Source organism: Asprobacillus argus (genome assembly GCF_032248395.1).
GTDB classification, from domain to species: Bacteria; Bacteroidota; Bacteroidia; order Flavobacteriales; family Flavobacteriaceae; genus Polaribacter; species Polaribacter argus.
This window is the reverse complement of sequence record NZ_JAVTTO010000001.1, coordinates 371,042-392,408: the sequence shown is the minus strand read 5'-3', so window position 1 is coordinate 392,408 and position 21,367 is coordinate 371,042. Positions and strand designations below refer to the sequence as shown.

Below are 21,367 nucleotides of genomic sequence, written 5' to 3'. Positions count from 1 at the left end.
TGTGCAAAATTATTTTGTACACACAAACTACCTTATAATTTAGACCCTTAGCCCTTATTATGCTTATACTATGTTGGTTAACGGTATTTGTAATCTAGTGAAATTAATTTTAGAATTGTCTACATTCGAAAAAAATTATAGTTGGATTACAGGAATCAAATAGGTAAACTTAACGCAATCACAAAAATAATATGTAAGGCAAACTAAATCTGAATTACCAGTTTTTAGGTTTAAAGTTTTCATCAAATCTGTTGTTTCTCCTGAAATACTTGAAACAATACAATCTCCTTCTCTTGTAGAAGAAAGCCATTCATTTATGTCTCGAGCGGTTTGAGAAAGTTCAACTACTGGATTATCTGGATATAAAAATTGATTATCTAATTCTAAATCTAAATTATTTACATTGTCATAAATATATTGTAATTCATCCATAGTAGGAATTCTCCATGTATTCATGTTGGATAGATTATCATTTATTCCCTGAATAATTTCATCTGCATTTAATAAAATAGGTTCATGTAGAAAAGCCATGATATAAAAACCTGTTCCATTTATCTCTAAAATTAACCCTTCTTGTTTTAACCTTTCTTCATCATACCCCAATTCTATAAAATCTAAAGTAGTAGGAGCATGGATTGATTGAGCTGTTGCTAATTGATGTGGTGTATAAAAATTTAATAAAGCTTCTATATCTCTATTTACTTCTAAAAGTTCCTCTAGAGAATAGTCTTCACTCATTCTTTTTATTATGCTATGGTGTGATTCAGAATTATTATTTGAAACGGTCCATTTAATTTCATATTCCTCATAAATATTACCTTTTAAAAATGTTCTAGAACTAGATTCATCAGAAAAAATCCCGACCACTTGATTATTTGATAAAATTTCCCATTTTCCGGTTTGTCCTACTAATAATGGAGTTCCCTGTAATTCTATTTCTCCATCATTAAGATTTACATTTAAAACCTCTATTTCTACTGTTTGTGGCAATGGAAGTTCATTTTCGCTACAAGCAGAAAAAACCAGACTAAAAGTTAAAAAAAAGATGATGATTTTAAATTTCATGTGAAAATTACTTTGTGAATTTGGTTTTATTTAATGTTTGCCAACCAGTTATATGTCTTTAAATATATGCTTTTTTCATATGTTTCATCGGGATAATAAAACATTTTTCTAATGTTTTTAAGGATCATTGCATTTTGAGCGTTTTTTGATGTCTTGTTTTCTGGCTAAAATCTATCATTATCTAGCTTGTAACTAACGTTCTAGTGTATGATTTCGTTACGTGTGTTAAGCGACTAATTTAGCAAAAACAAACCGAACCTGCCAACCAGCCTGTCCTGAGCGCAGTCGAAGGGTAGGCTCTAACTAGCAACTGGCTTTCCATGATTGTCTAATCATATTTCTTAATAAATCTATGTAATTCCAGCCTATTTTTCTCGAAGCCAATAAAGTCAAACTATCTTGATTTCCTCTATGTGGTCTTGATGGTCCAGTCATATTAGGTTTCATATTTAAATCGAACAAGAAATAATCTCCTTTTTCGTCTGCACGACAATCTATTCGTATTGGTGCTTTGATATTTAACAATTCGCTCGCTTTTTCACATTGTCTGTAAGCATCAATTATTTTTTTTGAACTTAGCTCGTTATTTTCAAGAACTGAACTGTTTTCCATTACTGCTACAATTCCGTTATATGGTACTATTCCATCTTTATGATTAAATCTTTTTACAGCAGGAAGACACCAAGGATTTTTATAAATCTTTTCCTGTTCGTCAATCAAATAATTTCCAGAAGGCATTACAGTAACTGTTATTTCTTGTCCGCTGAAAAATTGCTCAACATAAACTGTATTTCCATATTCGTTATTCGAGAATATTTCTTTTAGTGTATTGTCCAATTCTCTTTGATTTCTAACCAGCGAAACACCTTGACTTCCTCTTCCTCTTATTGGCTTAACGACTATTGGGAAATCAATATCCAATTTGCAATTGGTCAAATTTTCTTTTGAGATTAATTTCGTTTTAGGAATAGAAATTTTATTTTTTCTTAAAAGTTCATTTGTAAAATATTTGTCATCGTACATATCAACTTGACTTGGTAATTGTCCGATAAATTGAAAATTTCGTTCAAAGAAGCTTTCTATTTCGTGGGTTTTGTATAAAACAGTGTTTAACCAAAAGGTGTTTGCTCCTTTATCTAACGCATCTTGAATTCCTTTTTTTGTATCAGGAAATACCCAATCTAAATCTGTTTTAATGTTTGGCTTACTGATTGGCGTAACTATCCTAATACCATTTTTTTGCAATTCATAAGCGATGTCAGCTCCACTATCCGAATAACCACCTGGTTTCATTGGTTTCTGAATGCCATTTTTTATTGGCGGAAGTTTGGATTGGTATAGAATTGCTATTGATTGCACTGTATTTTTTTAGCTTATTGCTAACGTTTTTGTGTATGGCTCGTTGCAGAAAATCAACTATGATCTTCCGCCGTAACCGAAAGATAGCAAATTGCAAGGAATTCTGATTAGGAATTCAGCTGCAATGAGCTATACACGTTGTTGTGCTCTTTTCATGGATTTGTTATTTACTACTGGTTAGCACCGTCCATTTGGTTTTAAATTTCATAGTTTCTTGTTTTTTATATTCTTCTTTAATTTTCTCGTCAGAATAGCCCATGTCTTTATACATTTTAGTCATTGTTTTACTTTCGGCAAACTTTTGATGCATTACACCTGTAGTACCAATAATACCAACCCAGCTATTTGCGGAAGCGTCCGACACTAAAACAACTGAAGCGGTTCCAGATGCTGAAAAACTTGGCCCTTGTTGAAAAATACCCTTTACTTGAGCGAAGACATTCCCGTTTAATGTGGTAATAAAATTTGCATCGGTCCAATGCCACATTTCTATTACTTCTTTATCAGGCATTTGCATGGCTAAACTCCAGCCAACTCTAATTGGGTTCCCATTGTTTACATATTTTATTAATTCTTCTAAGCTTCCTGAGATAGCGTTGCCTTTTCTGTCTGCTTCATAGATAACTTTATAAGCACTATTGTCTTGTCCAAAAGATAGTATTCCTTTAAAAAGGAATATTATTAACATAAGGTGTTTTGTTTTTTTCATGATTGTTTGATTTATTGATTGTTAGTACTTAAGACCAGCGATTTGCTGAACCTTTTGAAATTTTTTTTAAAAAAAGAAGGAGACTTTTTCAAAAAAGTTACGTGTTTATATTTCACTTTTTGAAAGTAGTAATTGTGTGAAAATAAAGTAGTTAACGATTCTTATTTAGTGTTAATTATTGTTAACTAAAAAGTATTGGTTATAATGAAGCCCAACGGTCTGTGTGCGGCTAGTATCCCAAAGGGTATGCTCTATGCACCTTGTTGTACTTTCGTTATTTTTTTATTTCTATTTCAATCCTAGTTATAAGACTTTCAACCTGTTTAATCATCGATTCGATTTCAGGCAACGACCTTTCGTAAGAATCCATAGCATTCATTAGTCCACTTCGAAATTTTCTTGAGTCTAACACCTTTTTAAAATCTTGTTTGAGCGCTATGATCATATTTTCTATCTCACTGGGTTTCAATCGCTCATTTATTCGAAATTCTTTGTTTAAATTAGGTTCAAGGACTAAATAGTTGTATGGATCTATAAGGTCGGCAGCTGGCCATAAATTTGATACATACGGTTCCTTATTCGTCTTGTCATCATTTATTAAAGATTTGTAAGACCTATCTAAACTCAATAACCCATCTTTTATAGAATCACTTTTAATAATATTTAAATTCCCACTGCTCATTAATTCGAGGAAAGTGTTTTGATTTGAAGTTGTTTCTTGCCAACTCGAAATAGTCAGCATATTAGGTAATTGATATATAATTGAATCTATTTTGGTCTCTATTGAAAAATCAATAATAGCTTTTGCTGCTCTTATCTGGTTTTCCCGCCTAGAATGAATACTTTCTAGATAAGCCTTGTCTTTATTCAAATCCACTAATAGGCGCTTCAAGAAAACGTTCTCCACTCTATCGGCTTTATTCTGTTCATTCCAATTATTAATCTGAAGTGCTATCAAAATTCCAATGACCACAAGTACAATTTCTCCAATAGCATATTTCAGATACTTTCCGGTTTTCCCTTCGGAAAGTAAGTTTTGTCTGATTCGTCTAAAAAATTGAATCATAATTTCTATTTATGTTTAGTGAATGCCCGCAAGCGGCTATCTCAACCAAAAGTCTACTAGACTTTTGATTTTGTTTCACAAAATTGAGTTTCGATAATCTAAAGAATTTTATCATTGGTTAGTTGTTTCTCGAAAGTTAGTGTTTTTTCTTTTTTATTCATTCAGCTCGCTGAATTATAGCCATTGTTGGCTGTAGTATTTAATTATTCAATTTTATCTCCTAACCATGCTATGCCTAATTTTATTCCAATAAATATTCCAATTCCAGTAACTAAGAACATTATTCCTTCGCCATATAATTTATTGAATTTTATAGCAATAAAAATTGTTTTTAGGAATCCATAAGATATTATCCAAAACGCAACAAAAAGATGAAGGTTTAAGCTCTTAGAATAATTTAAGGAAATTGGATTTTCATTCCAATTCGGCTTTTGGAATTTAATTCCAAATACACTCCAAAGTTTAATCACTAAAGGAAAAAAAAGTAATGCAACAAGAAAAGTGATTAAACTTATACCTAAATAAAAGTCATTTCGTTCCTCAGCATTCTCGTTGTAGTCAAAAAGAATCAACGATAGTACACATATTACTAATATAACTAAAGCTTTAACTTTTCCAGTTTTATTCCAATTTTTCATTTCAATTATATTACAGCCAACGGTTTTGTGTATGGTTAGTTGCGTGTTTCAACAACTAATTTAGTAAACAAAAACGAACGCGAGAAAATTCCGAAGGAATTTTCCAAATAAGCACTTGCCATAGCAATTAACTTTACACGTTGTTGTAAGCAGTTATTTATCCTCAATTTTAAATATAGGACTTTGTATTTCAGCGAAACATTCTGGATTCGGTTTAATACTCGGATTGTTGAAAAAATCATTCGCTGCTTGCATTGCACATTGATTAGTCCAATTGGTAGTTGGGCCGTGTTTCCAACCTCTAAAAACCAAGTGAAAACTATTCGTCAGATTATTGGCCATTGATTCAGCCCATTTAACAGGCGTTTCATTGTCATATTCGCCACTTATTAATAGAATTGGGATATCACTTTTTATCGCTTCATTCTCTATTTTTGAAACTTTCTTAACATTCCAAATATTACAGACTTCATTCTTAAAAACTGCTGGTGACAATCCCATAACTGCTGGATATTTGTTTGTTTCCAGAGTGATTTTTTCTTGAGAATTGAATGGATTTTCTTCCGCACACCATACTGATAGCCGCATTCCTTGTCCAATTCCTTTTTTGGGTTCTTGGAATACATACTTAAGTCTTTCCTTTACAGAAGACAAATCATTATCAAGTAATTTTTTTATCTCGAAGGGAATATTAGAAACACTTCCTGTATTAGCAGAAGTAAAAACGGTTATTAAATCTTTTCCTTTTAAATAAAATGTTTCTAAATTTCCATTTATAGGATTTTCTATTTGCACTAAAAGTGGATTGATTGTTTTTTCTTCTAAGTATTTGAGAAATCGAGTTTTAATATTTGGATAAGCATTATTACAATCAGCATCTGCTTTGCAGTCGTTAAGTATTACCTCTAGTGATTCTAGAATATTCTTCACACTTTCTTCATCGTAATTGACTTCCAATGGAAGTGGTGAGTCCATTACTACACTTCTAATTTTATCTGGATAATCTCTAATTAAAACCTGACCAATTTTAGTACTGTAAGACATAGTAGCTAAATTATATTTTTCAATTCCCAGCACATTTATTAAGTCATTTATATCGGCAGCAATTTGGTTTGTAGTGTATCTATTTAGGTCAATCCCGTTTTTTCGCAATCTTTCATTGCATTTTTTGGCTGCATTTTGAAATAGACTATCATTTTTTGTTGAATCAAAATTTGGAAGATTCGAATGATAAACTGCTTTAGCCCATTCTGGACAGTCTAAACTTGGTTTTGCAAATTGAGTACCTCTTTGTTCAAATAAAATTAAATCTCTATCATCAAGGTACTTGTAATATTCCATATATTTTGATGCACGCATAGAGGTATAACCTGGTCCGCCAACAGTATATAAAATCGGATCTTTATTTGGGTTATCACTTCTGCTTTTGAATATATAGACTGGGATTTCTATAGTTTTACCATTTGGGTTTTGCCTGTTTTCTAGCACTTCCAAGTATCCAAATGTATAGTTCTGTTCTTCAGGAATTTTATGTGTTGTTTCTTTTGATTCTGAAAATGATGATTTAAAAATTTGCTCAGTTTCCTGAGTGTTTTGACAGCTACTAAAAATAGTAACTAGGATATATGGCAATAAATTGAATTTCATTTTCGAATTATTTGTTTCCAATACAAAGAAACATTTCTTTTTAGTTTAATAAATTCACATTTGTTAAGAAATCAATCCTTTTTTATTCTACTCAAACTTTGTTCGGAAACGCCTAAATATGATGCAATATGTTTTTGTGGTACTTTTTGAAATAATTCCGGATTTTTAATAACTAAACTTTTGTAGCGTTGTTTCAAATCAAGTGTTTGCATATTTGATAGTTTTTCAACTGTTGATAGATATGCTCTTTCTGAAATTATTCTGCCTAATTTTTCTAATTGATGATAATTTTTGTAAAGGTTTATAAGGTCTTTTTTGTTGAATTCATAGTAAACAGATTCAGTAAGTGTTTCAATGCAGATTTGACTTGGTTTTTTTGTTAAAAAACTTTCAAAATCAGTTGCAAACCAATTGGGAAAATAAAAATGATGTGTGTAGTCTTTACCGTCTATATTTTTGTAACCTCGTAAAAGTCCTTTTTCAAGAAATAAAATTTTACTTGTAGCCCTATTTGGCTTGAATAATATTTGATTTTTTTTTACTTCTTTTCTTTTTGATGAGTTCAGAAACAATTCATAAATTTCATCGGATAAATTAATGGTTGATTGAATTATTTCTTTCATTTTGTTTGAAGCACTATTTTTATTTTAATTGCTTACAACGTGTTCGTGTATGGTTTCGTTGCGTGAAGCACTAAGTTAGTAAATTAACAGAAACCTATTGTTCAGAAGCGAGGATTTTCCGAAAGGAAAATCAGACGCAATGAACTATACACGTTGTTGGCTGTTCGTTTTTAGTACCTAAATACTTTGTCCAAAAGTTAATAGGTTATTATCTGGGTCAAGTAAGGCAAACTCTCTTTGTCCCCAAGGTTTATTTTCCAAGGGTCCATTTGGATGAATTTCTATTTTATTTTCAAGCATAGATTTATACAAACCTTCTATATTATCAGTTCTGATATAAATCATTCCATAATTCTCTTTTGGATTAAGTTCTTTAAATTCAAAGAAGTGAATTTCTATGCCATCCTTCTTAACCATTAAATACCCCTCGTAATCACCTAATTCTTGAAAACCTAGTTGGTTTACATAATAACTTCTTGTATTGGATTTATTACGCATTGGTAATTTAGGGTTAATATCTGTTAACATAAATTTACTATTTATCTTAAATTTTTAAATTGACACGTTTTCTTAAATGACTGCCAACGGTCTCGGCTATGATTTCGTTGCGACTTCAGACTGCGACGCGCCTGTGGCAAGTCGCGCTGAAAAAGACGCAGTAGAAATCAAGCGTTTGTTTTTTGTTATTAGGTTTAAAGTTAGCAATTCTTTTCGTTTTTAATCTTTCAACTAGCAATGAATTATAGCCATTGTTGTAGGTAGTTTAATTCAATCATCCTGTGTTTTTTCATCGGATTCAAAATATTCATCATAGATTACGCTAATCACTCCAAAAGTTTCAATTACAAAAAGAGACAAAACTGAGTACTTGAAACCAAGATAGTCTTGAAAATTGATAGTAAAAAAGATTAATACTAAAATGACCAAAGAGTGATTTAAAAATATGATCAATTTGTTTTTATTATCAAATTGACTCTTGAATAAGAATTTTTTTAAAATCAAATATATCCCACTAATTATTAACATAATTAAGTAAATAATTATAGAAGAAATTACAAAACCAAAAGTTATTACCTCTTCATGCTCTTCGATAAAATCTATTAAATATGGATAAAGAATAAAACTCAATAGAATAACCAATACTATTCTTAATATTCTTAAAACAATTTCTCTAGCGATATTTTTTTTCATTTCTAAATTACCTACAACGGTCTCGGCTATGAGTAGTTGCGTGGGTTAGCACTTAACTTTGCAAGTACACACCAAGCTGAAAATCCGCGAGGATTTTCAGAAGTAGGCGAGAACAAGCAATTACTTATAGCCATTGTTGTGGTTAGTGTTTTTTATTTATTTACTTAATTTTAAAATTCTTAATGCTCCTTGAATTACCAAAATAAAAACGATTGTTCCGATAATCAAATCGGGTTTGCTCGAACTCAACCAATTTACCAAAAGTCCAGCGATTATGACTCCTAAATTAATAATCACGTCATTCGAAGTGAAAATCATACTTGCTTTCATATGTGCCTCTTCTTTACTTTTCGACTTTTGTAAAATGTAAAGACAAATTCCATTTGCGATAAGCGCAAAAATTGAAACGATAATCATTGTCGAAAAATCGGGAAGTTTCTCGTCTCCGAAAAACCTCCTTAACACTTCCACAAATCCAATAATTGCAAGTGTTATTTGAAAATATCCAGCAAGTTTCGCAATCCGCTTTTTTCTTGTCAGAGTTCCGCCAACCGCAAACAAGCTAATTCCGTAAACGAAACTGTCCGCAAGCATATCCAAACTGTCTGCAACTAATCCCATCGATTTTGAGATTAATCCAGTTGTCATTTCGATTATGAAAAAGGCAAAATTTATGGTAAGTACAGACCAAAGTAACTTTTTTTGGTTTGCATTTTCTTTAAATTCCGTTTGTTCGGTTTGTTCAGTCGAGATTTTCTTTCCGCCTAAATTCAGTTCGATAACGGACTTTTCGATTTGGTCAATTTGTCCGCTGTGAAAAACAGTTAGTTTTCGGTTGGGAATGTCAAAGTCCAAATTCGCAATACTTGAGATTCCATCCAATTTCATTCGGATTAAATTTTCCTCTGAAGGACAATCCATTTTGGTAATCTCAAATATCGTTTTGTTCATTCAATTTATCGGTTTTTGGACATTAACCACAACGGCCTTGTGTATGAGCTGTAGCGGATTTAAAGCTACAACTTTTCAGTTTACAACATACCTATTAAAATGAAAAAACGATTCAAATATGCACTTAAACCGCTATTGCTTATACACGTTGTTGTACTTTGTTATTCTTTTAAAATTTGAAAGGTTTACATCGTATTATTTTTTAGATGCTAGACTAGCTAAATGCTTAAAAGCTTCTATTATTTTACGACTACGACTATTATCTTCTTTTTCTAAAAAAAAATCAATAAAGTCAACTTCTAATTTATTTGCGGGTTCTCTCTCAACCCCTTTCTTATATGTTCCTTTATATTCGTATCTAGTGCACTTCTCTGTATTAAAATCAAGGAATATTTGTGCTCCTTCATTGTTTACTTTATCAAGTTTTGTGATAGCACATTTAGTGATAGCATAAACACCATCAGTGATGTAAGTAATTTTTAAATCGGTTTTATCTAATTGAAAAATAAAATCATCAGGGGATGTGAAAATAGCAGTTTTAAACTCTGATTTATTCTTATTGATAAATTCAATAGTTTCTTCCCAATTCATTTTATTCGAAGTTTCTTGAGCACTTATGCTTGATATTGAGCTTATTACTATAATTAAAATTGTAATCTTTGTTAGTTTCATATTACTGTTATTTAATGAAGTACAACGTTCTCGGCTATGAGTAGTTGCGTGGTTTAGTACTTAACTTTGCAAGTACACACCAAACTGAAAATCCGCGAGGATTTTCAGAAGTAGGCGAGAACAAGCAATTACTTATAGCCATTGTTGTGCTTAGTGCTTTTTGATTTTATTTATTAGTTCTTCTAATCCAGTCAATTGTTTATTATACTGAGTAATAATACTATCTAAGTTTTTTGACATATAGTCTTTTTCTAATTCTATACCTCTTATTGCATTCAGTCCCTTGGTCATAGCTTTTGCAAGTCCTTTTGTTCTTGGGTCAAGTCTAAGATGAGCTAAAATATCAACTAAGGGAAGGAAAAACTCTCTCCTCAAAACAAATGGATTAAAGTTTCCCTCTTTTAGATAAGGCATTATTTGGGCAGAGTATAAATCTGCAATTGGTCTATACCTTGGGTCATCCAAAGGGTCAGAATTTAATTCCTTTTCAAGTTCAACACCATAATCTTTAAAAGCACTGCTAAAATCTTGCAGACTTAAACTTAAGGAAGTAGTATGTTTTGAAGTTCCAGTTAGGTATCTGTTGAATTTATCTCTTAAGGTTTCGTAAAGATGTTCTAAAACACTTACATAGCCGTGAGTACTATTCGAAATTTTGACAATTTCTTTAAAGTCTGTTTTCTTATTATTAAGCTCAATATACTTTATTAAATCATTTTTGTCGAGAGATTTGAAGACTTCTCCGCTTAGTGAGGAAATCAATTCCAAGTTTCGAATTTTAAAATCTTCTTTTTTATGTTCATCCGAATATTCTTGTAAGAATTGAATTTGCTTTTTTATCGGTTCTTCTACGCTTCTTAATTCAGCTATCCAACGTTCTCCTGATTTTATTAATTTCTTTTTGTCTGAACGTTTTTCAATTATTCCTTTAACCCAGATACCTAAGAATAAGGTGAAAATCGGTAAAAGATATTTTAACCAGTCAACCTTAGTTTTTTCTTTTACCATAACAACTTTAGTAAGATTGTCTTTTGCTATAGGGATTGTTATGTCATTTTTAAAGCTAAGTTTTATAGTGTCAGTTTTTTGCGACTTCTTAGTTTTTACTGTGTCCTCTGGTTGGATTATTTTCTTCTCCTGTTTTAGAGAATCTGATTTTATTCCAATAGAATCTTGACAGTAAAGATTAACTGAAACAAAAATCAAAAATATGGTTAGTGTTCTATTCATTTTTCGCATTAAGCACAACTTCTCGCTAAACGGAAGGTGTATTTATATTTATTATATCGTCTTTAGTGTTAATGATCTTAAAATCAGTAGTATTAGCATCAAGAAAAGTATCCAAAGGACTCTTTATCTTTGACAAAGCCTTGCTGCTAACATGAGTATATATTTCTGTAGTTTTACTACTGCCGTGTCCTAACAATTGCTGTATATAGCGTAAATCTAAACCCTGTTCAAGTAAGTGAGTAGCAAAAGAATGTCGCAACATATGAGCACTTACATTTTTATGAATTCCTGCTTTCTTAGCCATGGATTTAACAATTTTATTTACACTAGATGAACTATATTTAGTTCTTTTTAAACTTTCAAACAAAAAATATTTAGGTTTAAATGTATCTAAATAAATGCTTAAAAGTTGTTGGATTCGATCAGATAAGACCATTGTCCTATCTTTCTTTCCTTTACCATTCCTAACAAATATAAGATTTTTATCATACAATATATCTTCTTTTTTCAATCCTAAAAGTTCACTCATTCTCAACCCCGCAGAATATAATAATGAGAGAATTAATTTGTGTTTTAAATTATCACAGACTTGTATCATTTTTAATACTTCTTGTTCGCTTAAAACTTTAGGGAGTTTCTTTTCTTTCCTTGGTCGCTCAATAGAGATAGCAAATCGTTCCCATCTCAACATATTTTGGTAATAACATTTTAAAGCATTGATCGCTTGATTTTGTGTACTAGAAGAAACTCTTTTTGAATTCACCAAAAAATTGATATACCTTTTTATATCTTCAAACTCAACATTATCTAATAATTTTGGAGATATAAACCCGATAAATTCAGAAAGAAATGAGCAATATGTTTTTATAGTATTTTCACTATATCTTTTCCTTTTTAAGAACAATAAAAACTCTTCAGGAATATTGAATCTTTTAGCTTTCGCAACTGCTTTCTTAGGAGTAATTTCCTGCTGGACTTGTTCTTTATTTTTAAAAGGAATTTTACTGGAGTCAATCAATGCTTTTCCTTTAAAAAGCGAAAAAAGAAATTTTAAGTTTTTCGGATTATTATTAACATGCCAAGCCTTCTGAGATTTACTCCATCGAGAATCTTCAATAGTTTTTAACAATGAGATAAAATCTTCATTATATGGGAAACGAATAAAAAGTTTGTTTTCGTTTTTAAAATAGTTGACTTCTAAAGAAACGGTAGGTAATTTTTTCATTTTTCATAACAATAGCAGTTATAAAAATAATAAAAAAACTTTAATGCGCCTCTAACCAATTTTCGCCAATACCCATTTCAACGTCTAGAGGAACGGCCATTTTGTAAGCATTCTCCATCTCTTCTTTAATAATAGGTTTGATGGTTTCTAATTCGTCTTTATGCGCATCAAAGACCAATTCATCATGTACCTGTAACAACATTTTAGATTTAAAGTTTTCTTTTTCAAAACGATTATGGATGTTGATCATCGCTAGCTTGATAATATCCGCAGCAGATCCCTGAATAGGCGCATTTACCGAATTTCGTTCAGCGGCACCACGTACAATGGCATTTCTTGAATTGATGTCTTTTAAATAACGACGTCTTTGTAAAACAGTTTCTACATAACCATGATCTCTGGCAAAATCTACCTGTTCTGCCATATACGCCCGTAACTTTGGATAGGTCTCATAATAGGTGTCAATCAAGGCTTTTGCCTCTTTTCTAGATAAGTCCGTTTGATTACTCAATCCAAAAGCCGAAACACCATAGATGATTCCGAAATTCACGGTTTTTGCATTGCTACGTTGCTCCCGTGTTACTTCTTCAAGCGGCACATTAAAAACCTTGGCAGCCGTAGAAGCATGAATATCTTCCCCATTTTTAAAAGCTTCGATCATGGTTTCTTCTTCACTCAATGCGGCAATAATTCGTAATTCTATTTGCGAATAATCGGCAGCTAGCAACACATGATTTTCATCACGTGGGATAAATGCCTTACGCACCTGACGTCCACGTTCCGTTCTAATCGGAATGTTTTGTAAGTTCGGGTTGTTAGAGCTCAAACGACCCGTAGCAGCAACTGCCTGTGCATATACAGTATGTACACGTCCTGTTTTTGGGTTGATCTCATTAGGCAACGCATCCACATACGTGCTTTGTAATTTTTTATACTGACGGTATTCTAAAATATCCGCAATAATTTGATGGTCTTTAGCTAAGTAAGACAAGACATCTTCAGCCGTAGAATACTGACCTGTTTTAGTCTTTTTAGGCTTCTCTACCAATTTCATATTTTCGAACAACACAATCCCCAATTGCTTCGGAGACGCAATGTTAAATTCCTCCCCAGCCTGTTCAAAGATGTTTTTCTCTAAACGGGCAATATCGTCAGATAAAGCAACCGATAATTCTTTTAGAAAATCTGTATTTAGGTTAATGCCTTCAATCTCCATAGCAGTTAATACAGAAACTAGAGGGAGCTCGACATCATTAAACAATTTCGTCACATTTCCACTATCTAATTCTTTAGTGAAGTGCTCTTTGAGCTGCAACGTAATATCCGAATCTTCCACAGCATATTCGGTTTGATCCTTTACAGGAACAACGCGCATGGATAATTGATTCTTTCCTTTTTTCCCAATCAACTCGGTAATAGAGACTGGTTGATAGTTCAAATAAGTCTCGGATAAGATGTCCATATTATGACGCATATCCGGATTGATCAGATAATGTGCGATCATCGTATCAAACAATTTTCCTTTCACAGGCATATCGTAATTCGATAGCACTTTGATGTCGTATTTTAAATTATGCCCAATCTTCTCGATCGTTTCACTTTCAAAAAAGGGTCTAAACGCTTCTAAAATGGTTCGTGTTTCTCCTTGATCTTCGGGAAAAGATACATAATACCCTTTTCCAGCTTCCCACGAAAAAGCAATACCGATCAACTCAACTTCCAATGCTTTTAACCCCGTCGTTTCTGTGTCAAAGCATACCGAAGGTTGTTGTAATAACTTCTTAAGCAATAACGCTCTAGATAAAGGTGTATTTACATGTTGATAAAAATGATTCGTGTTGGTAATGGTTTTAAATCCGCTGCTACTTTCTTCTTCAGTTACATTACCTGTTCCCGGAGCAGCAAAAAGATCGAACTGACCATCCGATTTTGCCACGGGTTTTTTAACTACTGGAGCACTTGTTTCCGTTTTTTGGGTTGATTCCTCTGGAGGAGCAAAAGTTTTTTCAAAATTATCTGTAAGCCTTCTAAACTCTAATTCGTTAAAGATCTCTTTGGTAGCATGTATATCTGGCATACACATTTCAAAATCTTCTTGGTGAAATTCTACAGGAACGTCCAGCATGATCGTTGCCAAATCTTTAGAGAGTAACCCTAATTCTTGACTGGCTTCAACTTTCTCCTTCATTTTTCCTTTTAACTCATGGGTGTTTTTAAATAAGTTTTCCATAGAACCATAAGCCGCTAAGAATTTCTTTGCCGTCTTTTCTCCTACACCTGGTAATCCCGGAATATTATCCACAGAATCGCCCATCATTCCTAAGAAATCTATGACCTGTTCTGGCCGCTCTACACCAAATTTTTCCTGTACTTCAGGAATTCCCCAAGTTTCATACCCACCTCCAAAACGAGGTCGATACATAAATATATTTTCAGAGACCAATTGGGCAAAGTCCTTGTCTGGAGTAACCATAAAGGTTTTATAGCCCTCTTTTTCGGCTTTTTTTGCCAAGGTTCCAATAATGTCATCCGCTTCGTATCCTGCTTTTACTACGGCAGGAATGTTCATGGCCTGTAGGATTTTTTCGATATATGGAACCGCAATTCTAATGGCTTCAGGAGTTTCTTGCCTATTCGCTTTATACTCAGGAAAAGCTTCCGTTCTGGCAACACTACCTCCTTTGTCAAAACACACAGCTAAATGATCTGGCCGCTCTCGCTTAATCACATCTAACAATGAATTGGTAAACCCTAAAATAGCGGAGGTGTCCATTCCTTTAGAGTTAATTCTAGGATTCTTGATAAATGCATAATAACCTCTAAAGATCAATGCATAAGCGTCCAGTAAAAAAAGTCTTTTTTGATCTGCCATTTATCTATTTTGTTAAGATTATAAATCTACTAAAAACTTATGTTTTTAAAAGGTGTTGAGCACAGTAATTTTAAGGTATGGGGATTTGCGGGTTCTTATAACTATCCTTTCTTTCTTAGTTCCCAGGAAGCACCACTTCCCATTTCAAAATCCCAATCGCTGATTTGACTATCAATGTTACCCATGATTTCTTCTACTTCTCTGTAAATGGTTGCCAAATTTCTGTAGTTTGCTAAAATATTCTCATTCTTTGGATCTAAATAACGTTCCTGGCACCAAACCAAATAATCTTGAGCATACGCGTACCCTTCTAGCTCACGTAGAACCAGGCAAAGGTTAAGCAAAGGATAATTGTATCTCAGATCATCCAGTTCATCTTCTACATAGAAGTTAAAAGTTTTTCCTCCTAGTTTAAATGTGACGGCTCTATATTCTTTGCTATCTACGAGAAAATCTGTGGTGGAAAAACGAATTTCTACTTTGTGTTTAACATAAATCTCATTCAATGCCTCAATTTCCCGATACTTGCTCATCTCTGGGTTGTTCAAGTTAATAAATGTATAGTAGAGGTGTTACACCGTTAAAGCTACAAAACTTTAACAAGACGTTAAAATGATGCCTAATTTTTCGCAGTATCTTAGCGCATTAAATTTTTATGCATTTATGCCACGTTGGATCATCCCTCTTATTATCGCTGTTGCGGTTATATGTTTACTAGAATTTTATGCCTTTCAGGCGATTAAAACGGTTTCTAAAAATAAACTGATTCGTTGGATCTGGTTATTGATAGGTGTAGGCATCTACCTAAACTTCTTCATCACCATTTTCACAACGCCCAGATCGGCAGGTCAGACAAAAGGATTTCAATTGGCAGCAGGATTAATGCTTACGGTGCTCATTCCAAAGATCATTCTATTGGTGGTCCTATTTGGAGAGGATATATATCGTTGGAGTGTAAAACTAATTTCTGTGATTAGTGGTCCAACACAACCCTTACCAGGAAGACGAACCTTTATTTCTCAAATAGCGCTAGGGTTAGCTGCTATTCCTTTTGCATCTTTCATCTATGGAATGATTCAAGGGAAATACAATTACAAAGTATTGAAGTATCAGTTGGCATTTAAAGATTTGCCTGATGCTTTTGATGGTTTTAAGATAACTCAAATATCCGATATCCATTCGGGAAGTTTTACCAATAAAGAGAAGATCCAGTATGGAGTAGATATGATCAACAAGCAGCAATCGGATGTGATCTTATTTACCGGAGATATTGTAAATAACAAGGCGGATGAAATGGAAGACTGGGTAGAGATGTTTGGTGCTTTAGAAGCTCCTTTTGGAAAGTACTCCATTTTAGGAAATCATGATTATGGCGATTATACGCAATGGGAAACGGAAGATCATAAAAAGGCCAATTTTGATGCGATCAAGAACTTACATCCTAGAATGGGTTTTGATCTTTTGTTAAATGAAAATCGATTTATTGAAAAAGATGGAGAAAAGATTGCGTTAGTAGGTGTAGAGAATTGGGGAACTGGATTTAAACGCGTTGGAGATTTGGAAAAAGCGAAGCAGAACATCGCTCAAACAGATTTTAAAGTATTGATGACACATGATCCATCACATTGGGATGTGCAGGTAAAAGAAGATGAATTTAACTACCATTTAACCTTAAGCGGTCATACGCATGGTCTGCAAATGGGAATCGAAATTCCGGGTCTTATAAAATGGAGCCCAGCTAAGTATCGATATAAACAATGGGCGGGAGTATATGAAGAGTTTGGAAGGTATATAAATGTGAATAGAGGATTTGGGTACCATGCCTTCCCTGGAAGGGTAGGAATTTGGCCAGAAATTACAGTGATAGAGCTGAAAAAAGCTTGATAATCAAGTCATTTAATCAGAAATGTTATATTTGTATATATTAAATGTAGAAATTTTACGTTTAACCCCTATAAAAACTAAGAAAAATGACAAAGTTTGGTGAATTAATCAGTCTTAAAAAACCGGTCTTGATAGATTTCTATTTTGATTGGGAAGATGCTGATAATAGCTTAGATACTTTAAAGGATGTTGCGGCAGCTTTGGGTGATAAGGCCAAGGTAATAAAGATTGACATAAAGAAGAACGAAATGCTTGCTGACGCACTGCGTGTTAAGGGGAACCCAACGTTTATGATCTACAAGGACGGGGAGATGAAGTGGCGCCAAACTGGCGAGCAAGACGCCAATACACTCATTGGTCTTGTACAGCAGTATTTTTAAGAAATTTCTTTAAAAGAATAACCTTCTTTTGTAAAGTGCTCTAAAGCTTTTGGAAGTGCAAATTCCATGTTTTTTCGAGCTTTTAGGCTATCGTGAAATACAATGATGCTTCCTTTTTTGGCATTCATTTTTACGTTTTCCCAACACTTTTCTGGAGTAATTTCAGTGTCGAAATCTGCACTAAGTACATCCCACATGATAATTTGATAACCCTGCTCTAATAACGCTTTCGCTTGCTTTTTTTTGATCTTACCGTAAGGAGGACGAAACAACTTAGAATGTATGTATTGATCTGCTTTGGCTATATTTTCAAGGTATTTTCTAGTCTTGACTTTCCAGCCTTTTAAATGATTGTGTGTGTGATTCCCAACAACATGACCTTCAGACAGAATTCGGTTGTAGATATCGGGATTCTTTTTTACATTTTTCCCAATGCAAAAGAAAGTGCCTTTCGCATTGTACTTTTTTAATTGCTCCAATACAAATTCCGTTACTTCGGGTATAGGACCATCGTCAAAGGTTAGGTATAGTATTTTTTCATCAGAATGAAAATGCCACCTATATTTTGAAAATAGTTTAGGAAATACAGATGGCGTTTTAGATGTGTATAATTTCATTTACTATTCTCCACGTTGCGGAACCTTTAAAAACTCTAAAGACTTTTTCCCTTCGGCTTCATATTTTTTAAATACTTCTTGCGTATCGTACAGCTCAATTTGACGCAATACTTCATCATACATATAAATGTTTGTTTGCAAATCGTCAATGATGAGGTTTATTTCTGATTCAGGGAATGTTTCTAGCCAAAGGATATTTTCTCGAATAAGACCTAGAAGAACATCCGCACTTTCTCGTGCTTTTTCAGCCTCGTTAATTCTGTAGTACAATTCCGGATATCCTAAAGAAATACTATAGTGCCCAAAATCTTTGATAGGCATTTTCTCCAAAGAAAGGTCTAATACTTCTTTAGATCGTAATGTGTCTCCTTCAGCGGCAAAAGCTTCTGCCAAACGAAGCATATTGTTTCGCATGCTAATGGCATTTCTCTTTGTCTGTTCATCAATATAGATCTTACCATCATTAATGCTGCCCCATTCTAATTTCTGTATGTTATTGTACATCTTTTCAGTGTCAATACGTCCCATATCAAACATACTTCTTTCCGTTCTTGACCCATCAGGATTGATCTGTATCATCGGTGTTCTTATTGGCACAAGCTTATAAGCCATACCATCTAACTGAAGATAATCCTTCAGCCAAATGTATTCTTCCTCGTCATTAGAGCCTCCTGTAAAATAGATTGGCTGTTTCCATTTGTTGTTCGCAAGAATGTCTAACATCAAGATCTTGTTCTTTAAAAGGCCTCTATCGCTCACTGTAATGTCAATATAATCAACAATCTTATCAGCATCTTTTTGAGCTACAATACCATTCTTAAGAACTGCTTCCTTATCTACTGGAATACGAATTCTATTCGTTGGATATATTTTTTCTTTAAGGCCATTCTCCGTTTCAACGTAGGTCACATCGCTTTTACTTTGAATCCATCTCATAAAGTAATCGATGTTTACAATAGTATCTTTAAATTGAGGTAGTGGATAGTAATAAGCAACGTCTAACGTTCCATATTTGTATTCGTCATGCTTCAGTTGCGATGGAATTGGAGGTGCGTCATAGGTCTTCCTTTTCATTTGATCAATATACCAATCCGTTGCAAAAAGGCTTGTATTCACCAACTTAATGTCGGTCCTAATACCTTCTACTTCCTGCATATACCACAGTGGGAATGTGTCATTATCTCCAATGGTAAACATGATCGCATTTGGATCGCATGATTCTAAATACGCTTGCGCATTTAAACGCGCCGTATATCTGTTAGAGCGATCATGATCATCCCAGTTTTGAGCACCCATCAATATGGGGACTGCAACTAAGGAAATAATAGAAACCGCCATGGCTACTATTCTTTTATTGGCAAAGGATTTAAAATACTCGTATAAGGCTAGCACACCAAACCCGATCCATATAGCGAAAATGTAAAAACTTCCGACGACGGCATAATCTCGTTCTCTGGGTTCAAAAGGTTTAGGGTTGGTATAAAAGATGATCGCAAATCCAGTAAACAGGAAAAAGATCAGTAAGGTGAAAAAGTTTTTCTGATCCCACCGAACTTGGTATAGTAAGCCTATGATTCCAAGGATCAACGGCAAGAAATAATAGGTGTTTCGCCCTTTATTCTGTAACGCTTCAGAAGGTAAATTTTTCTGAGACCCTCTAAAGAAGGTGTCTACTGCTGGAATACCACTGATCCAGTTTCCGTTTCTGTTATATTGACCTTGAATATCGTTTTGACGTCCAACAAAGTTCCACATAAAATAGCGCCCATACATATAACCGAATTGATATTCGACCATAAATTTTAGGTTTTCACCAAAGGTGGGCCTTCTCTTGCTATTTGGCGGAATATCTGCAATTCGTTTATACCAGGCCTCAGAAGCTGGGTTTGTCATTCTTGGAATAAAACCTTTGTGCTTTCCAGAATAGTTTGGAATTACGTTTTTGTAATTATTTACAATCTCGTATTTACCATTACGCTTCTCATATTTAGGCTTGTCATCCTTGTAGGGATTCTTTTTGTCTCTAGAATCTCCATATTTGTTGGAGTAGTAGGTGTCATAAAAGACATTCGCATCACCATATTGTTCTCTATTGTAATAGGCAAGTAATTCTCTAGCACTAGATGGATCATTTTCATTAATCGTTGTGTTCGCATTCGCTCTAATAGGAAGCATTACCCAAGAAGAGAAACCGATCATGATAAATAAGATCGAAAGAATTAATGTGTTTGCAGTTACCTTTTGCTTTTTTCGGGTATAATTTAATCCCAAATAGAAAAGGACGATTAAAATAACTCCAGCAATAATGGTTCCTGAATTATACGGCATCCCAAAGGAATTTACAAAGAACAATTCAGAAACACTGAAGAACTTTAAGGTAAAAGGGAATAAAAATTTAAAAACAAAAGCCAATACTAATACGGAAATTACCGTGGCTATGGCGGTAGTTTTTAAAGTAATATTCTTGTATGTCTTAAAAAAGTACAATAGAACGATCGATGGAATTACCAATAGTGATAAAATGTGTACTCCAAAGGATAGTCCTACTACAAAACTGATCAGTACTAGCCATTTATTACCTCTAGGAGTATTAATTTCGCTTTCCCATTTAAGTCCGAGCCAAAATAAAACAGCCATTAAAAAGGAAGACATTGCATATACTTCACCTTCAACAGCACTGAACCAAAAACTATCAGAAAAGGTGTAGGCCAAAGAACCTACTACTGCACTGCCTAAGATAGCAATGTGCTTACCTTCAGAGATCTCTCCTGTTTTTAACGCAAGTTTCTTGGCCAAATTTGTAATGGTCCAAAACATAAATAAAATGGTAAATGCACTTGCTAAGGCCGACATGAAGTTGACCATTTTTGCAATCTGTGCAACATCACTTGTAAACATAGCAAAAAAGGCTCCTAGCATTTGAAAAAGAGGGGCTCCTGGTGGATGCCCTACTTCTAATTTAACGGAGGTAGAGATATATTCTCCACAATCCCAAGAACTAACTGTGGGTTCTAACGTTAGCGTGTAGGTTATTAATGCGATTAAAAAAACAGCCCATCCTAAGATGACGTTCCATTTATTATAGTTTAGTGATGACATAGACCAATGAATAATTGTGGCGAATTTACTAATTTCTACGAGAAAAAACGTTTAAGAAGTGGTAAGCGAGATATGAGTGTTATTAAAAGTTTGTTAAAATCAAAAAAATGCATAAAATATTTGCAGGATAAAAAGTTTG

General features: G+C 33.5%; 19 protein-coding genes. 2 read left to right on the top strand and 17 right to left on the bottom strand.

Annotated elements, in window-relative coordinates; genetic code table 11:
• Positions 1–135: 135 nt before the first annotated feature.
• From RQM59_RS01745 to RQM59_RS01675, 15 genes are all read right to left on the bottom strand, one after another.
• Positions 136–1,065, bottom strand: coding sequence for a hypothetical protein (locus RQM59_RS01745; protein WP_349240333.1), 930 nt, complete (start codon positions 1,063–1,065; stop codon positions 136–138).
• Between the two features lie 303 nt (positions 1,066–1,368).
• Entirely contained in the window at positions 1,369–2,424 is a 1,056-nt protein-coding gene (locus tag RQM59_RS01740) for an ATP-grasp domain-containing protein (RefSeq protein WP_349240332.1), read from the bottom strand.
• 163 nt (positions 2,425–2,587) lie between these two features.
• Entirely contained in the window at positions 2,588–3,133 is a 546-nt protein-coding gene (locus tag RQM59_RS01735) for a hypothetical protein (protein ID WP_349240331.1), read from the bottom strand.
• 274 nt (positions 3,134–3,407) lie between these two features.
• Entirely contained in the window at positions 3,408–4,199 is a 792-nt protein-coding gene (locus tag RQM59_RS01730) for a DUF6090 family protein (protein ID WP_349240330.1), read from the bottom strand.
• Between the two features lie 203 nt (positions 4,200–4,402).
• Positions 4,403–4,837, bottom strand: a complete 435-nt coding sequence (locus tag RQM59_RS01725) for a hypothetical protein (protein ID WP_349240329.1) — start codon at positions 4,835–4,837, stop codon at positions 4,403–4,405.
• A 153-nt stretch (positions 4,838–4,990) separates the two neighbouring features.
• Positions 4,991–6,484: an alpha/beta hydrolase gene (locus RQM59_RS01720; protein ID WP_349240328.1), complete on the bottom strand. Its 1,494-nt coding sequence runs from the start codon at positions 6,482–6,484 to the stop codon at positions 4,991–4,993.
• Between the two features lie 71 nt (positions 6,485–6,555).
• Positions 6,556–7,107 carry a Crp/Fnr family transcriptional regulator gene (locus tag RQM59_RS01715; protein WP_349240327.1) on the bottom strand — a complete coding sequence of 184 codons (552 nt, stop codon included), beginning with the start codon at positions 7,105–7,107 and terminating at the stop codon, positions 6,556–6,558.
• Between the two features lie 177 nt (positions 7,108–7,284).
• Positions 7,285–7,635: a bleomycin resistance protein gene (locus RQM59_RS01710; RefSeq protein WP_349240326.1), complete on the bottom strand. Its 351-nt coding sequence runs from the start codon at positions 7,633–7,635 to the stop codon at positions 7,285–7,287.
• 240 nt (positions 7,636–7,875) lie between these two features.
• Positions 7,876–8,298, bottom strand: coding sequence for a hypothetical protein (locus RQM59_RS01705; protein ID WP_349240325.1), 423 nt, complete (start codon positions 8,296–8,298; stop codon positions 7,876–7,878).
• 156 nt (positions 8,299–8,454) lie between these two features.
• The gene (locus RQM59_RS01700; RefSeq protein WP_311352366.1) at positions 8,455–9,249 is read right to left on the bottom strand and encodes a cation efflux transmembrane domain-containing protein; all 795 of its coding nucleotides are present in this window, start codon (positions 9,247–9,249) and stop codon (positions 8,455–8,457) included.
• 195 nt (positions 9,250–9,444) lie between these two features.
• On the bottom strand, positions 9,445–9,921 hold the full coding sequence (locus tag RQM59_RS01695) for a hypothetical protein (RefSeq protein ID WP_349240324.1): 477 nt from the start codon (positions 9,919–9,921) through the stop codon (positions 9,445–9,447).
• Between the two features lie 150 nt (positions 9,922–10,071).
• Positions 10,072–11,151, bottom strand: coding sequence for a hypothetical protein (locus RQM59_RS01690; RefSeq protein ID WP_349240323.1), 1,080 nt, complete (start codon positions 11,149–11,151; stop codon positions 10,072–10,074).
• A 25-nt stretch (positions 11,152–11,176) separates the two neighbouring features.
• A complete protein-coding gene (xerA, locus tag RQM59_RS01685) occupies positions 11,177–12,376 on the bottom strand; it encodes a site-specific tyrosine recombinase/integron integrase (RefSeq protein ID WP_349240322.1) in 1,200 nt (399 codons plus the stop codon).
• Positions 12,377–12,416: 40 nt separating this feature from the next.
• Positions 12,417–15,248 (bottom strand): DNA polymerase I, encoded by a 2,832-nt coding sequence (polA, locus tag RQM59_RS01680; RefSeq protein WP_349240321.1) that lies wholly within the window; start codon positions 15,246–15,248, stop codon positions 12,417–12,419.
• 101 nt (positions 15,249–15,349) lie between these two features.
• The gene (locus tag RQM59_RS01675; RefSeq protein ID WP_349240320.1) at positions 15,350–15,781 is read right to left on the bottom strand and encodes a hypothetical protein; all 432 of its coding nucleotides are present in this window, start codon (positions 15,779–15,781) and stop codon (positions 15,350–15,352) included.
• 130 nt (positions 15,782–15,911) lie between these two features.
• On the opposite strand from RQM59_RS01675, the gene RQM59_RS01670 reads away from it, so the two are divergent.
• Both RQM59_RS01670 and RQM59_RS01665 read left to right on the top strand, forming a co-directional pair.
• Positions 15,912–17,132, top strand: coding sequence for a metallophosphoesterase (locus RQM59_RS01670; RefSeq protein ID WP_349240319.1), 1,221 nt, complete (start codon positions 15,912–15,914; stop codon positions 17,130–17,132).
• 86 nt (positions 17,133–17,218) lie between these two features.
• Positions 17,219–17,512: a thioredoxin family protein gene (locus RQM59_RS01665; RefSeq protein WP_349240318.1), complete on the top strand. Its 294-nt coding sequence runs from the start codon at positions 17,219–17,221 to the stop codon at positions 17,510–17,512.
• On the opposite strand, the gene RQM59_RS01660 is transcribed toward RQM59_RS01665, so the two are convergent.
• Both RQM59_RS01660 and RQM59_RS01655 read right to left on the bottom strand, forming a co-directional pair.
• Entirely contained in the window at positions 17,509–18,129 is a 621-nt protein-coding gene (locus RQM59_RS01660; RefSeq protein ID WP_349240317.1) for a polysaccharide deacetylase family protein, read from the bottom strand. The two genes, RQM59_RS01665 and RQM59_RS01660, sit on opposite strands and share 4 nt — an antisense overlap.
• Before the next feature lie 3 nt (positions 18,130–18,132).
• Complete coding sequence (locus tag RQM59_RS01655) at positions 18,133–21,228, bottom strand: glycosyltransferase family 117 protein (RefSeq protein ID WP_349240316.1); 3,096 nt, start codon at positions 21,226–21,228, stop codon at positions 18,133–18,135.
• Between the last annotated feature and the right edge of the window lie 139 nt (positions 21,229–21,367).

Bases quoted from the DNA above. Each gene is read 5' to 3' on its own strand.
- RQM59_RS01705 (WP_349240325.1), bottom strand. From the start codon at position 8,298: ATGAAAAAAAATATCGCTAGAGAAATTGTTTTAAGAATATTAAGAATA.
- RQM59_RS01655 (WP_349240316.1), bottom strand. From the start codon at position 21,228: ATGTCATCACTAAACTATAATAAATGGAACGTCATCTTAGGATGGGCT.
- RQM59_RS01715 (WP_349240327.1), bottom strand. From the start codon at position 7,107: ATGAAAGAAATAATTCAATCAACCATTAATTTATCCGATGAAATTTAT.
- RQM59_RS01665 (WP_349240318.1), top strand. From the start codon at position 17,219: ATGACAAAGTTTGGTGAATTAATCAGTCTTAAAAAACCGGTCTTGATA.
- RQM59_RS01720 (WP_349240328.1), bottom strand. From the start codon at position 6,484: ATGAAATTCAATTTATTGCCATATATCCTAGTTACTATTTTTAGTAGC.
- RQM59_RS01695 (WP_349240324.1), bottom strand. From the start codon at position 9,921: ATGAAACTAACAAAGATTACAATTTTAATTATAGTAATAAGCTCAATA.
- polA (WP_349240321.1), bottom strand. From the start codon at position 15,248: ATGGCAGATCAAAAAAGACTTTTTTTACTGGACGCTTATGCATTGATC.
- RQM59_RS01710 (WP_349240326.1), bottom strand. From the start codon at position 7,635: ATGTTAACAGATATTAACCCTAAATTACCAATGCGTAATAAATCCAAT.
- RQM59_RS01700 (WP_311352366.1), bottom strand. From the start codon at position 9,249: ATGAACAAAACGATATTTGAGATTACCAAAATGGATTGTCCTTCAGAG.
- RQM59_RS01745 (WP_349240333.1), bottom strand. From the start codon at position 1,065: ATGAAATTTAAAATCATCATCTTTTTTTTAACTTTTAGTCTGGTTTTT.
- RQM59_RS01660 (WP_349240317.1), bottom strand. From the start codon at position 18,129: ATGAAATTATACACATCTAAAACGCCATCTGTATTTCCTAAACTATTT.
- RQM59_RS01730 (WP_349240330.1), bottom strand. From the start codon at position 4,199: ATGATTCAATTTTTTAGACGAATCAGACAAAACTTACTTTCCGAAGGG.
- RQM59_RS01690 (WP_349240323.1), bottom strand. From the start codon at position 11,151: ATGAATAGAACACTAACCATATTTTTGATTTTTGTTTCAGTTAATCTT.
- RQM59_RS01735 (WP_349240331.1), bottom strand. From the start codon at position 3,133: ATGAAAAAAACAAAACACCTTATGTTAATAATATTCCTTTTTAAAGGA.
- RQM59_RS01725 (WP_349240329.1), bottom strand. From the start codon at position 4,837: ATGAAAAATTGGAATAAAACTGGAAAAGTTAAAGCTTTAGTTATATTA.
- RQM59_RS01675 (WP_349240320.1), bottom strand. From the start codon at position 15,781: ATGAGCAAGTATCGGGAAATTGAGGCATTGAATGAGATTTATGTTAAA.
- xerA (WP_349240322.1), bottom strand. From the start codon at position 12,376: ATGAAAAAATTACCTACCGTTTCTTTAGAAGTCAACTATTTTAAAAAC.
- RQM59_RS01670 (WP_349240319.1), top strand. From the start codon at position 15,912: ATGCCACGTTGGATCATCCCTCTTATTATCGCTGTTGCGGTTATATGT.